This window comes from Providencia sp. M-27 (assembly GCF_011077905.1).
In the GTDB taxonomy this organism is placed as follows: Bacteria; Pseudomonadota; Gammaproteobacteria; order Enterobacterales; family Enterobacteriaceae; genus Providencia; species Providencia huaxiensis.
The window spans coordinates 52,673-66,527 of the sequence record NZ_JAALBT010000017.1 but is presented as its reverse complement, the minus strand read 5'-3'; the positions used below and the strand labels follow the sequence as shown (position 1 = coordinate 66,527).

The following is a 13,855-nucleotide window of genomic DNA, read 5'->3' as shown; positions in this document are numbered from 1 at the left end:
CGCAAGGTGTTTTAACAAATCAAAAGGGGTTTTAATATCTTATTCAAAGCTGAAAGCTTTACGGAACCCCCAGCCTAGCTGGGGGTTTTCTATACACAATAAAAGGCTCTGTGAGTTATCTCAGAGCCTTTTTTACGTTTTAATTATTTCTTTTTACTTGCAGCTGAAGGTGCAAGTTGTGCTTCGATGGGTAAATGTCTTGTGTTACGTACAATACGTTGTTCCCAAAGTTCTCCCAATTTGAAATCCCATGACAGCGGTGATATTTCTGTTCTGCCTGCATTTGGGGCGAAAGTGAGTTCACTGAAATACAACGTATTTTCATCAGACATCAAAAAATCAGCTCGGCAATAATCAAAGGGTGTGACGAGTATTTCTGCTAACCGTAACATTTCTTTGAATAATGGCGGCTCAGATACGGGTTCCATCATGTTTGGATAACCAAAAGTCACGGGTTGCAATTGCCAGTTGGTATCGTAAATATTAATAAATTCATTGCCAAATTCATCGGAGTAGTCAATCTCTGCATAGACAGGCTTGCCAGAGAAGCAGTGGATCCTGCATGTTTCAGGCACTAACTTTCGGTTTTTATTAGCGAATAAATCAATATATTCTTCACACATAATCTGTGCGGGAATCGTTTTATAATGGCGCTCTCGAGTAATATAGTAAAGATTTTTAGTTAAGTGAAAATCCAATTTGCTTTTAGCTTTTGGCCAATCAAATTGCGCTTTATTGCGACAAATAATGCTACTGCCACTATCATGATTGCATTTTAAAACAAAACGCTCTGGCAGTTTATTTATATCAATTTCATCGACATTTTTATAAGTAGCTATAATAGGAACTAAATATTCATTTCCTATTGTTCGGGAAATGTATTCCCTAACCGTAAGTTTATCCGCAAATTGTGAATATAATGGATTTTTATCTCGTAGCATTCTAAAGTTGACCTTCTCATTAAAGCTTTTTGGTGCTTTAAAGTCAGGGCGATAATTGAGTTTTTTAGTAAATTTATTAGAGAGATAGATATTATCACTCATAATGAGTGTACGTAATTTTTTTATAAAATACTCTGCTTTTTTCATGCGAGCGCCAACCATTCTAATATTGTAGTGTGTAAATGAAATCTAATTTTTATTTGATTATATTTTTTATAACTTAAATAAAGCATCAATAAATGTAACGACCAATTTAATAATCTCTTAATCAATAAATAGTAAACAAAAGATAAATAACGGCCATTTTGTTAATAATAGCCGGGAATCTGTCTGCTTTTATATCAATAATTCAATCGATTGTTTTAATTATTCGACATTAATAATGTGGAAATTGCTATTTAAAGTGTAACAAAGGTAAGGAAGATAAACCTTAAGGGTTTATTTAGATATTATCTCTAAACCCGTGGGCTCAGAGATAATAATTGAGAAGGTTATTATTTTCAAAATGACTAATATTCTTACTGTAATGGCGGTTGCCCCATTTTTTTTAGGAATCGTATTTGAGCCGCAACGAGTTGTTTGTAATCAATACAGCGGTATGGCATATCATATTGTTGCGCTAGCTTAGCTAAAATTTGAGCTAAAGCAGGGTAGTGACGATGATGCCAATGAGGAAAAATATGATGTGTAAGGTGGTAGTTTAATCCCCCTGTTAAACGCCATAAATAATGGGGAGTAGGTAGCCAGTCACAAGCCGTGACAAAATTATGGTGGTACCAGCCATGCTGAATTTGTTTATCTTCAGGCGCAGTGAAAAACTGTGTCTCTGCCCAATGTGTGCCTAGTAATAAATAAATTACAAAAATGGATGCGACCATTTGGCTCAATAAGTAAGTGATAAATATTGTTGCTAAGCTGATCCCATGGCTGTGAGCTACGAACAACGGGAGGCCGAGCATCAGTATTAAATGGCATATTTTGCTGCCTAAAAATAGCCCCCAGCCCAGTTTACCCTCGAGTACTTTCTGCGTCTTTAAGCGTGTTTTCCCAGTCCTATCGGACCAATCAAATACGAGAGCTATCCATGTGAGTGACAACGATGCAATGAAAGGCCAATAAATATGCTGATATTTCATAAAAGGCCGCCACCGTTGAAATGGCGTTTGGCGGAATATACCATTTTCTTCAGTGTCTAAATCGTAATGTTCGATGTTGGCGTAGTGATGGTGATAATGAACGTGACGTGTACGCCAAAACTCCGGTTCTAAGCCTAATGGTAATGTCACCAAACGGCCAAATAACCGATTTTTCCAGCCTGATTTAAATAGGGTATTGTGGCAGGCATCGTGCTGGCCAATTACATTTAATAACATGATAAGTAAAACAAATACAAAATAGGACAATATGTAAATTGAGGTAGATGTTGTCATGAGTGTTGGAAGATAACTCAGAAGGGCAACAATAAATAAGACCCCAATTATAGTAAGGTCAGCTAGGCTGGCATACACGTGATCTTGTTTAGCTTGCAGATATTCCTGACTTGCTTGTTTTAATGCGATATGAAATTGTTGTTCGTTAGCATTTGAGAACGTGAGTTCGAATTCAGTGTGATGCATGCGACTCTCATTTGATGTGATCTTCTTTTAATCAAAGAGTATATCCATACTAAGTTAATCGTCGCAAAATAAATATGACAGGGGAAGAACGTTTCGACCTATTCTGAATCAGATTTCATCGAAAGTAATAAATTTCGACAATTTAAATAAGTGTTTTTGATGGAAATAAATATAAATGAATGATTTCCGCCGTATAAACGGTAAAATGTGAGTTATGGATTAATTAAACTGATATGTTTTTTTATGGGCGACTCAGTAAAACATGTATTATCAACCTATTGAAATACGAAAAACTGGCTACATCCTTGTAGAGAAATCCTTTAGCTGTAAAGTATCAGGGAAAAATATGTCTGTCTGTAATAAATCATGTGAAAAAATGATTTCATTTGCTTTCCTATGTTAACAATAAATTACGGTTATCATTTTTAGTTGGTTTACTTGAATTGCTCGTTATATTTATCTTGCTTAAGCTAAATTAGGAGCTTGCCTATATTAATAATGTGTCAAAGTGATGAAATAGTTACTGGTAAATTATTTCTTGAATTAGGAATGTAATATGAAAAAAATACTGTTAATAATTTTATCAACACTGATTATTCCAGTATCCGCTCAAGCAAGTTATAAATACTATGGTTGTGATAAAAAAATCTATCAACTAGAAAAACAACTAAAATATGCCAAAATGCATGGGAATCGAAATAGGGTTGCAGGATTAGAGCGTGCGATTTCAAATGTACAAAATAACTGCTATGACCATTATTCTGGAGCGACAGGCCCAACTAAACTAAATCATCGATATAGTTTTACTGAAACTGATCATTTAGAGCAGCAGATAGAGGCGTTACAAGATGAAATCGAACGCTTAAAAGCCGCTAAAAAATAATGTAATAGGTAATATTAAAACCCAATATTATTTATAGAATAAAACCGTGTTGGATGAATTTAGCACTATTGCAGCTTGTTATAATTAGAGTAACTTTCACTTTAATTTTTGTTTGGCGCTAGCGTATTGAATTAATCAATGAAATAATAAGTTAATGTCGTTTTCTTAACACAATATGTCTTCTTATGGTTATTCGCCCTCATCAACACTGGTTTTTTCGGTTATTTGACTGGCATGGTTCTGTACTGTCAAAAATAACATTTCGGCTTTCTCTAAATATAATGATATCCATCGTGGCTGTACTCAGTTTTCAATGGTACGAACGATTAGGTATACACTTAACGATAGCCCCTTTTAGTTTGCTAGGGATTGCTATCGCAATATTCCTAGGTTTTCGTAATAACGCATGTTATAGCCGCTTGATTGAGGCTAGGACGCTTTGGGCTTCGTTATTGATCAACCAAAGAAATATTCTAAGAAATATTAAAGGATTATTACCCAATGACCCATCAGCTCAAAAGGAATTTGCTAATTTATTGATCGCTTTTGGTTGGAGCCTTAAACATGAATTAAGAAAAACCAGCCCAGTCATTGATTTGTATAGGTTGCTACCCCGAGCTATTTTTGATGAAGTTATCCAAAGTCCGTTTCCCACTAGCCGAGTATTATTGCAGATTGGCCTAAAGGTGGGGGAATTACGCGATAAAAAAGTCATCAGTGATGTGCTCTTTCAAGCCATTAATAAAGATATTAATGCGCTATCGGAGGTACTTGGTGGCTGTGAGCGGATTTCGAATACACCGATCCCATTTGCTTATACACTCATTTTGCAGCGAACAGTTTACTTATTTTGTTCATTACTTCCTTTTGCGTTGGTCGTTGACTTGCATTTTATGACGCCATTTGTGTCTGTTTTTATTTCTTATACCTTCTTAGCGTGGGATGCATTAGCGGAGGAACTTGAAGACCCGTTTGGGATTGCTGCAAATGATTTACCGCTTAATGCCATTTGTAATAGTATTGAACGTAATGCATTGGATATGTTAGATATTAAACCACTTCCCCCTCAGTACCAACCAGATAAATACTTCAACTTGTTGTAGCGTTGATCTATTCCTAATTGGAGACAGTAAAGCTTGATATTGGTGTTTTACTGTTTCACTTTTCCACTGGGTATTATTTTGTCTTTTTTGGTCATAAAAATAAGGAATTCTGTACAGATAATCTGACTAATACTATACTCCCCCTATGTATATTAAAGGGGCTTAAATATGCCACATTCCCCAAAAGAAAAAAAAGCAGTCCTTACACGGGTCAGAAAGTTGAAAGGGCAATTGCTTGCCTTGGAGTCGGCCTTGGAAGATGAAGTTGAATGTGCAGCCATTTTACAACAAATTGCTGCTATTCGCGGTGCAGTTAATGGCTTGATGGCTGGGGTATTAGAGAGTCATTTACGAGAAGGGCTTCAGGAGTCTGCGACAACACAGTTGCAAAAAGACTCTGTAGACGACGCTATCTCATTAATTCGAACATATTTGCGGTAAAAAGAAGGAATAACGATGAAATCACGTGCAGCAGTCGCATTTGGCCCTGGTGAGCCATTAAAAATTGTCGAAATTGATGTTATGCCACCAAAAGCCGGGGAAGTGTTAGTTAAGATTAGCCATACAGGTGTTTGCCATACTGACGCTTTTACATTGTCAGGTGATGATCCTGAAGGCTTATTTCCTGTGGTATTAGGACATGAAGGCGCAGGTGTTGTTGTGGAAGTCGGGGAAGGTGTTACCAGCGTTAGCGTGGGTGACCATGTCATTCCTCTTTATACGGCAGAGTGTGGAAAATGTGTTTTTTGTGAATCAGGTAAAACAAACTTATGTGTCTCTGTTAGGGAAACACAAGGTAAAGGTGTGATGCCAGATGGGACAACCCGTTTTTCTTATAATGGGCAGCCGGTTTACCATTATATGGGCTGTTCAACATTCAGCGAATATACGGTGGTTGCTGAAGTTTCTTTGGCGAAAATTAACCCTCAAGCTAATCATGAAGAAGTGTGCTTGTTAGGTTGTGGTGTGACCACGGGTATTGGTGCTGTACATAATACGGCTAAAGTACAAGAAGGTGACTCTGTTGCTGTTTTTGGGCTAGGTGGGATAGGCCTCGCGGTTATTCAAGGGGCAAGACAAGCAAAAGCTGGCCGTATTATTGCCATTGATACTAACCCGTCTAAGTTTGAATTAGCGCGTCAATTTGGTGCGACAGAATGTTTGGATCCTAATGACTTTGATAAGCCGATTCAACAAGTGTTGATTGAGAAAACCCAGTGGGGAGTTGATCATACCTTTGAATGTATTGGTAATGTTAATGTTATGCGTGCAGCACTTGAAAGTGCACACAGAGGTTGGGGCCAATCAATTATTATTGGTGTCGCAGGGGCTGGGCAAGAAATCTCAACTCGCCCATTCCAATTAGTGACAGGGCGTTCTTGGCGCGGCACGGCATTTGGTGGTGTGAAAGGCCGTAGTCAATTGCCAAAAATGGTTGAAGATGCCATGAAGGGTGATATTGAGCTGTCTCCATTTGTGACGCACACATTGCCATTAGAGAGTATTAATGACGCATTTGATTTAATGCATGAAGGTAAATCAATCCGCACCGTTATTCACTATGATTAAGGAGTCTTTGATGGAGAGAATTGAACGCCATGCGTGCTTTGGGGGCTGGCAGGATGTTTATCAACATCAATCCACCGTACTCGGCTGTGAAATGAAGTTTGCAGTCTACCTACCACCACAAGCGAAAACAGCGGCTTGCCCAGTGATTTATTGGTTATCAGGGTTAACCTGTAATGAACAAAACTTTATCACTAAGGCGGGAGCCCAACAATTTGCGGCAGAATATGGCGTGATCTTAATTGCACCAGATACCAGCCCTCGTGGTGCTGAGGTCGCTGATGACGAGGCATATGATTTAGGGCAAGGTGCAGGTTTTTATGTGAATGCTCAGCAAGCGCCATGGCGCAATCATTACAAAATGTATGATTATATCGTATCTGAGTTACCCGCTTTAGTTGAAACGCATTTGCCTGTAACGGATAAACGCTCTATTTTTGGCCATTCAATGGGAGGGCATGGGGCTTTAATGATTGGCTTACGTAACCCAGGTCGATATTGTAGTTTATCTGCATTTTCTCCGATTGTTGCGCCAACCCAAGTTCCTTGGGGACGAAAAGCCTTTACGGCTTATTTGGGGGAAGAGACGAGTAGTTGGTCCCAATATGATACAGTTGAACTGATTGAAAAATCTGAGGCTATCCCACCTATTTTAGTGGATGTAGGCACTGCGGATCCTTTTTATCAAGAGCAATTAAAACCTGAGTTATTTGCTGGTGTTTGTGACAAAAAGCAATTTGAATATCGATTGAATCTTCGTGATGGCTATGATCACAGTTACTACTTTATTAGTAGCTTTATTGGTGAGCATATTGCATTTCATGCTCGCTATTTAAACGATAATCGCTAAATATAACTAGGTGGGACCAATAATAGCTAGGTGGGACCAATAATTGGTTTCACCTAACTATTTCTATAATTTTACCATAATAAGACTAAATCACTATTTGAAGCCCCCGTATGAGAGCTTGCTTATTGCTTTAATGGCACTGATTGCGACATCTTTATTTGGGTCATTACATAATTCAAGCAGCCGATTAATCGTACTATGTTGTTTTAGCCGTATATTACAATCACCTAAAGCGGATATAGCGGCTATTTTCACATCATCATTTTTTCTTTTTGTTAAATCAAGTAATGTATTGATGACTTTGCTATCCATTTATTATCCTACTTATGGGTATTAATAAATAAGCTAATTAAAACTCATTTTTTTCAAATATTAATCTCAATGTTGGGAATGCTACTAAAAGAAATGGTTTATTAATATCAAAAAACACAACTAATATGAGTGTTGGTTGATATGGAGGGGAGCTAACGGATGAACAAGTGGAAATATCACTATCTATTCATCCGTTAGCTACTAGAGAGGTGGTGAGATTCAATTAAAAGCTTTTGGTTTTAAAAAGTATTAATGAAAGATATTGGTTTTAGATTAAAAATGTTCAGAGAGTTTACTTAATGCTTTTATTGCAGACACTGCGACATCTCTATTAGGGTCTTTACAGAGTTCAAGTAAACGATTGATTGCATTTTGTTGTTCAACGGTGACTTTATAATCACCTAAGGCTGAAATAGCTGCAATTTTAACATCATCATTTCCACGATGTGTTAACTCAATTAATGTTTCAATAATGTTATTTTCCATGTAAACCCTTTGAAATACCTACGCGATGCCAAGGTATTCTAAGTGAAAGTACTTGAGATTTATTTTTGAAGTTTAAGGTTTTATTAATAGATTATATAGATTTTACTCATTTTTAGGCTAATAACTATTTTATTAACTGAAGTGCACTAAGGGAGTAAAGGTTATTGATATAAAAATTAAGATTATTAAATCTATTAGTTAAATATTAAAATAGATATGACTTGATGATTTTTTAATAAGATCTAAATAACAAAGCACCTTACCTTTAAAATGGGTTAAATAAAGTGCTTATTAAGCCTAAGTTAGTGACGCAAATAAATGTGAGGCGTATTATTTTCAGGATGTTGAGTTACACCGAGGTCAGCTTGGTACCAACGTGTTAAGTTTTCAGTCGTTAAAACATCGGTAGGGGAACCTTGGGCGACCAACTTCCCATCATGAATTAATAACACTTTATCTGCATATAATGCGGTTAGATTAAGGTCATGTAATACACAGCAAACGCCTAACGGTCGTTGACGTGTAAGTTGATGTAGTAGCCGTAAGCTATGTTGTTGGTGATATAAATCAAGCGCTGAAGTGGGTTCATCGAGAAACAAACAAGCGGGTTGAGCTGTGGGTTGCCATAATTGCGCTAATACTCGAGCCAATTGAACGCGTTGCTGTTCCCCCCCTGAAAGTTGGCGGTAGTCTCGCTGCCGTAGTGATTGGCAACTGGTTTGTGATAAGGCTTCATCGATGGCGGTGTGTTTGTGCTCTGAGCCGTAGGGGGTTCTCCCCATCGCAACGACATCTTCAACAGTAAAAGCAAATTGTAAGTGACTATGTTGTTTCATGACGGCACGTTTTCGCGCTAATGCATTATGGTCCCAGTCAACCATCGCTCGGCCCTCAATAAAACATGCGCCATGAGTTGGGGTGTTATAGCCTGTTAGCAATTTTAATAGGCTGGATTTCCCTGCGCCATTGGGACCAATAATCACCACGAATTCCCCTTGCTCAATAGATAAACTCACATTATCTATAAGCGTTTTTTCACTGATTTTATACGATAAATTTTGGGCTTCTAACAAGAACGGTTTTGTTTGCATATTTAGATCCTCCCTGCAGGCTGGCGTAAAATAAGCCATAAGAAGTAGGGGCCACCAATCAAACCTGTCAGTAAACCAACAGGAATTTCAGCAGGTGCAACCGCAGTCCTCGCGACAGTATCGGCAATGAGTAATAACCCCGCACCGACGATAGCTGAACCTGGAATGAGCCAACGATGATCAGGCCCGAGCGTCATGCGAATGAGGTGCGGAACCACGAGGCCAACAAAACCAATAACGCCGCTCATAGCAACAGCACAACCGACTAACATGGCACTGAGGAATAATAAAATAAATTTGGTTCGTTCAACATTAAGCCCAAGGTAATGTGCATCTTCATCGCCTAATTGCAGAATATTGAGTTTAGCGCCCTGCATTAGACAGATAGCACAAATAGGCAGAATCACTGAAGCTGCAATGGTCAATGACGTCCAGTCAACATTACCGAGTGTGCCCATCATCCATAAGCTGAATGTTCTTAGTTGTTGGTCATTGCTGATATAGCTAAGAACGCCAATGAATGACATGCACAGTGCATTGATAGCGATGCCTGCGAGAAGTAACTTTGCGAGGTTGCCATTTGATGAGCGATTTAAGCTAAAAATAATAAAAGAAACGGCTAGGCTACCAATAAAAGCGGCAGCAACATGGCCATACCCTTGCATCACGGTAGGTAATGAAACCGAGAAAACAATAAATGCAGCAACGGATAGGGCTGCACCGCTGCTGATACCGAGTAAGCTCGGATCTGCGAGAGGATTACGAAATAACCCTTGCATAATGGCACCAGACACCGCCAAAGCAAGGCCGACTAAAATGGCAATTAACACACGAGGAAGGCGGATATTCAGCCATATCTGCCAATCCGAGTCTGTGGCAGATGCCTGCCACAGTGCTTTTAATGAAAAGTTCATTGCGCCTGCATTCGACGCGATGAGAACTAAACCACCAAGTGCGAACAATAAAACGATAATCACCAAAAATGGGTTTTTAAAGCGACTCATTGGGATTTTTCTAATGCCTCACGTAGTTGTTTCATGACTTCAGGCGTACCTAAACTGAAGGTGAGCATGCCGACATCATCAACAACCAGAAGCGCTTTATTTTTCCCAGCGGGGGTCATTGACATTCCTTGTAATTTCCACACTTTTTCTATTCCTCCTAATGATTTAACCCCTTCTTTGGTGAAAATGATTAAATCGGGTTGGCTTGATAGCAAACCTTCTTGGGATAGAGGACGATAGCTGTCGAAGCTGCTCATGGCATTTTTTGCACCGACTGCGTTAATCACGCTGTCTGCCGCTGTGTGCCGTCCTGCCGCTAAAGGCATAACACCACCGTGGCTCATAATGAACAGGACTTTTTTATCGATAAGAGTTGTATTTACTTGGCTGAGCTGTTGGTTAAATTGATTAACTAATTGCTTTCCTTGCTCTGTTTTACCGACCACGTTAGCGATGGTGGTAATTTTTTCTGGAATGGCTTCTAAACTGGGTTTCCCTGTCACCTTAATAATTTTTACGCCACTTTTTTCGATTTGCGAGAGAGCCATTGAGGGTTTGGCTAACTCACTCGCAAGTACTAAAGTCGGGCGCATTGACAGCACGCCTTCTGCGTTAAGCATACGCATATAGCCTACATCAGGGAGCTTGGTGGCTTGCTCTGGGTGAAGGCTGGTGCTGTCACGGGCAACGAGCTGTTCCTGTGCTCCGAGTTCATACACAATTTCCGTCACATCACCCCCTAAGGTGACGATACGTTCTGCTGCATAAGAACCAAAAGAGATAAACAGCGTTGATAAGATTAGAAGCCATTGTTTCATAATAAGTTACCTATTTTAAATGCGGGGTAATGCGGTGACTTGTTGGCGCCATTGCTCTTGCTCTGGAGTCCCTTCCGTACGCTGCCCATACATTTGTGCGATTTGATTTCCTTGGTTATCGAAGACTTCAAGGCTAGTTACATGGCCATCTTGTGTTGGTTTACGTGTAACCCAGCATTCGGCAATCCCATTTTCAATCATGTGCAAGGTGAAATCAGGGTTGAAAATATTTAGCCACTTTAAGTCTGAACCTTCACTTTGATATGGCATGATTTTTTTGATTTCACCAGTAAAAATTTGCACACATCCGCGGTTGCCCACAAAAATCATAATTTCGTTTTGATCTTTGAACGCCGTGTTAATCAGCTGATTGAAGGAATCATTAGGCACTTTCCACGCTAAATCATCGCTAACCGCAGCGAAAACTTGCTGGCGGCTGAGGTTGTTTTTCTTGAGCAGAACAAAGAACTGGTGAACGTCCGTCATGTTGCGCCACTCTTGCTCTAACTGTTGTTTCAGTTCTTCGCTGACGGGCTGATTAGTAAATGCAGCCGCAGGTTCGTGGGTTAACTCGGCATTGTCTGGCGTAGCGTATTTTTCAATCAGTGCTTGCCATGCCGCCATGTCCGTTTCATCGGTGGTGTAAACTTTATGTAGTGCATCACCTTGTTTATCAAAGAATTGGACACTATGACGTTCACCGTGCTTGCTGTCTTCTGTCAAAGCAAAGATAGCGTCCCAATGGCTGAAAAACATCCGTAAATCAAGGGCACGAGGGTTTAAAATCAAACCGCCATGGGGGCTAAATGTCGCATTGTCATAACGGCCAACTTGCTCATGAACCACGTACTCGTTACGGGTAATCGCTTTCACTTTTCCAACAGTGGCTAATTCTGTCAATAAAGTGGGGGCATCGACGTTTAAACGAACCGCTTTGTCGTGGCCAACACGACTATGCAGCAGCTGAGCTTCAGATACATTTAAATAAGCGGCGAGATCGCGAGCGTATTTGGCTTTGTTATCTGCTTTTGCTTGTTGGTAACGCTCGTAAAGTGCTGAATTCACGTTTATCTCCTTAATATTGTGTGAATTACCATTGGAAGCTGACAAGCAGCTTGGCATTACGTCCATCTTGAGGAATGCCTTGTGATGAGTAGTATTCTTTATCAAAAGCATTGCCTAATACGACACTGGTTCCTAACCCTTTGAGCTGCCCGTCACCTTGGTAGCTGACGTAGAAGTCATGTACGGCATAGCCCGCTTGAGGGGTGGCTTTAGTGGCTTTATTGAAGTCGGTATGGCGTGTAAACTCGCTTAACCAGCCCACTGAAAAACCGCTATTGGCAACAGGAATAGAGAGGTTACTGGTAAATGACTCTGGTTTGATGGAAGTGATTGATTCACCGTTATATTCGTTTTTTCCCGTGGTACGGTTATAGGCTAAGTTCCATCTGAAATAGTCTGTTTTATAATCCAAAGATGCATCTACGCCCCAAATTTTGGCGCGTTTTGTGTTAATTGATGTGGTGTAATTATTTTCTGGATTTCTAAAATCAGGCTCCGGTGTGACATAGGTATTGATATAGTCTTTGGCTTTGGTATCAAAGTAACTGGCTTTAAATTGCAGGTTGTCCCTTTCCATTAATAAGTCATTGAAACGCAAGCCAAACCCATATTCCGCAGTACGGGTGCTCTCTGGTTTTAAGTTTGGATTTGGACGCCATTTATTAAAGATGGGGCCTATTGGGAAATGAACCTCATCGTTGTACATCTCCATCATAGTTGGTGCACGGAAGGCTTCAGAGTACGATGCAAACAACATTGACCAATCTGTTGGTGTAATACTGACCGCCCCTTTAGATGACCATTTGCCTTCTTTGGTTTCGTCATTGCCTTTGGCTTTCGATTTGTAATGGTCATAGCGCGTGCCGACAATAAATGAAACCGGTAAATCTTTTAAGGTGATTTCATCTTGTAAGAAGCCGGATGCAAAGGTGATTTCTGCATCAGGGAACTGGGTTGTGTTGGCATAAGGGGTCTGTTTTTGCTGATAAGCTTCACTGCCATACGTTAAGTTGTGGGCAGCGAGAGGGAAATCATAGAAATTGGTTTTGTTATCAACCTTCATCCCATAAGTTTTCTGTGTCCGGCCCTCGTAAGGAGTGCCTTGGCCTTTAGCCGTAATATTGACCTCAGAATAATAGGGCGTTACTGTCAGGTTAAGCCAATCTTGCGAAGACGGTTTTAAGTTGTAAGTAGCTTGCGCATCACGTTGGCGGGTGGTGCGGTTCACTTTTAAGTTTTTACTGGCACTGGTGATTTGTTGTGGGTTTTTCGGCTCATAGGCATCGTTGTTATAGTAGCGCATTTGGCCTGATAATTTTTGTGCATCATCGATTTGCCATGTACCTTTCGCGAGCAGGTTACCGATGGTTTCTTTGTTTTTCATGTCATCGCCATTACTCATGCGGACATTACCGGTTTCTTTGGTGACAAAGCTGAATAACCCATCAAGGTTATCACTACGTCCAAATGCGCTACCACCGAAACCGAAGCTATGATCGCCGGTAGCAGCTTCGGTAAAGACACGGAAACCGTGGTCTTGGCCTTCACGTAATAAGTCTTTGGCATCAACAGTTTCCCAAGCAATCACACCGCCCATAGCACCACTGCCATAAAGCAAAGCTGAAGGGCCACGGATGATTTCAACTTGCTTAATCAGTGCGGGGTCGATAAAGGTGCCATTGACATGGCCTGTATCTGTGCCTTGGCGAATACCATCAACTAAAGTCAAAATGCCGCGTCGATCAAACCCGCGCATATAAATATCTTGTCCATTCGCTCGGCTAGTTCCCGTGACGCCAATTCCGGGAACTTTGCGTAAAATGTCATTGACGGTGCTGGCCGTTTGCGTTTCAGGTGAATTATTTTTGATCACCGTGACCATCATCGGGGTTTCGAAGCTGTCTCGTTCGCTACCTGTCGCATAAACGGTCATCACATCATGATGGTTTTTTTTGGGTGTTGGCTCTGTCGTTTGTGCTTGAGCACTTGCTATCACGCCTAAGATGGCGCTGGTCAGGACTGACATTCGCAAAACAGGGGACATAATTGTGATACTCCATATAGTTTTTATCTGTATTAAGCAGAGTGAATTCGTATTAATTGATGACGATGCGTTGGTC

At 40.2% G+C, this 13,855-nt stretch carries 14 protein-coding genes; 5 read left to right on the top strand and 9 right to left on the bottom strand.

The features are described 5' to 3' along the window. Nucleotides 1–143: 143 nt before the first annotated feature. On the bottom strand, nucleotides 144–1,088 hold the full coding sequence (locus tag G6Q48_RS18565; protein WP_102137450.1) for an ATP-grasp fold amidoligase family protein: 945 nt from the start codon (nucleotides 1,086–1,088) through the stop codon (nucleotides 144–146). A gap of 371 nt (nucleotides 1,089–1,459) precedes the next feature. Then, a complete protein-coding gene (locus G6Q48_RS18560) occupies nucleotides 1,460–2,557 on the bottom strand; it encodes a fatty acid desaturase family protein (RefSeq protein WP_102137451.1) in 1,098 nt (365 codons plus the stop codon). Between the two features lie 556 nt (nucleotides 2,558–3,113). Here G6Q48_RS18560 and G6Q48_RS18555 point away from each other — a divergent pair. From G6Q48_RS18555 to fghA, 5 genes are all read left to right on the top strand, one after another. Next, on the top strand, nucleotides 3,114–3,440 hold the full coding sequence (locus G6Q48_RS18555; RefSeq protein ID WP_102137452.1) for a DUF1090 family protein: 327 nt from the start codon (nucleotides 3,114–3,116) through the stop codon (nucleotides 3,438–3,440). A gap of 185 nt (nucleotides 3,441–3,625) precedes the next feature. Beyond that, the gene (locus tag G6Q48_RS18550; protein ID WP_166267942.1) at nucleotides 3,626–4,543 is read left to right on the top strand and encodes a bestrophin family protein; all 918 of its coding nucleotides are present in this window, start codon (nucleotides 3,626–3,628) and stop codon (nucleotides 4,541–4,543) included. 168 nt (nucleotides 4,544–4,711) lie between these two features. Continuing rightward, complete coding sequence (frmR, locus tag G6Q48_RS18545; protein WP_004261729.1) at nucleotides 4,712–4,984, top strand: formaldehyde-responsive transcriptional repressor FrmR; 273 nt, start codon at nucleotides 4,712–4,714, stop codon at nucleotides 4,982–4,984. A gap of 15 nt (nucleotides 4,985–4,999) precedes the next feature. Further along, nucleotides 5,000–6,112, top strand: a complete 1,113-nt coding sequence (locus tag G6Q48_RS18540) for an S-(hydroxymethyl)glutathione dehydrogenase/class III alcohol dehydrogenase (protein ID WP_102137454.1) — start codon at nucleotides 5,000–5,002, stop codon at nucleotides 6,110–6,112. Between the two features lie 10 nt (nucleotides 6,113–6,122). Continuing rightward, nucleotides 6,123–6,959, top strand: coding sequence for an S-formylglutathione hydrolase (fghA, locus tag G6Q48_RS18535; protein WP_166267940.1), 837 nt, complete (start codon nucleotides 6,123–6,125; stop codon nucleotides 6,957–6,959). 93 nt (nucleotides 6,960–7,052) lie between these two features. On the opposite strand, the gene G6Q48_RS18530 is transcribed toward fghA, so the two are convergent. The 7 genes from G6Q48_RS18530 to G6Q48_RS18500 form a co-directional block, all read right to left on the bottom strand. Then, nucleotides 7,053–7,271 (bottom strand): HEAT repeat domain-containing protein, encoded by a 219-nt coding sequence (locus tag G6Q48_RS18530; RefSeq protein WP_166267938.1) that lies wholly within the window; start codon nucleotides 7,269–7,271, stop codon nucleotides 7,053–7,055. Between the two features lie 273 nt (nucleotides 7,272–7,544). Continuing rightward, nucleotides 7,545–7,757 (bottom strand): HEAT repeat domain-containing protein, encoded by a 213-nt coding sequence (locus G6Q48_RS18525; protein WP_102137457.1) that lies wholly within the window; start codon nucleotides 7,755–7,757, stop codon nucleotides 7,545–7,547. A gap of 302 nt (nucleotides 7,758–8,059) precedes the next feature. Then, complete coding sequence (locus G6Q48_RS18520) at nucleotides 8,060–8,848, bottom strand: heme ABC transporter ATP-binding protein (RefSeq protein ID WP_232368237.1); 789 nt, start codon at nucleotides 8,846–8,848, stop codon at nucleotides 8,060–8,062. Between the two features lie 2 nt (nucleotides 8,849–8,850). Further along, nucleotides 8,851–9,852, bottom strand: a complete 1,002-nt coding sequence (locus G6Q48_RS18515) for a FecCD family ABC transporter permease (protein WP_102137459.1) — start codon at nucleotides 9,850–9,852, stop codon at nucleotides 8,851–8,853. Next, the gene (locus G6Q48_RS18510) at nucleotides 9,849–10,670 is read right to left on the bottom strand and encodes an ABC transporter substrate-binding protein (protein WP_166267936.1); all 822 of its coding nucleotides are present in this window, start codon (nucleotides 10,668–10,670) and stop codon (nucleotides 9,849–9,851) included. Before G6Q48_RS18510 ends, G6Q48_RS18515 begins: the two co-directional genes overlap by 4 nt. A 15-nt stretch (nucleotides 10,671–10,685) precedes the next feature. Further along, complete coding sequence (locus G6Q48_RS18505; RefSeq protein WP_166267934.1) at nucleotides 10,686–11,735, bottom strand: hemin-degrading factor; 1,050 nt, start codon at nucleotides 11,733–11,735, stop codon at nucleotides 10,686–10,688. 25 nt (nucleotides 11,736–11,760) lie between these two features. After that, nucleotides 11,761–13,779 carry a TonB-dependent hemoglobin/transferrin/lactoferrin family receptor gene (locus G6Q48_RS18500; RefSeq protein ID WP_166267932.1) on the bottom strand — a complete coding sequence of 673 codons (2,019 nt, stop codon included), beginning with the start codon at nucleotides 13,777–13,779 and terminating at the stop codon, nucleotides 11,761–11,763. Between the last annotated feature and the right edge of the window lie 76 nt (nucleotides 13,780–13,855).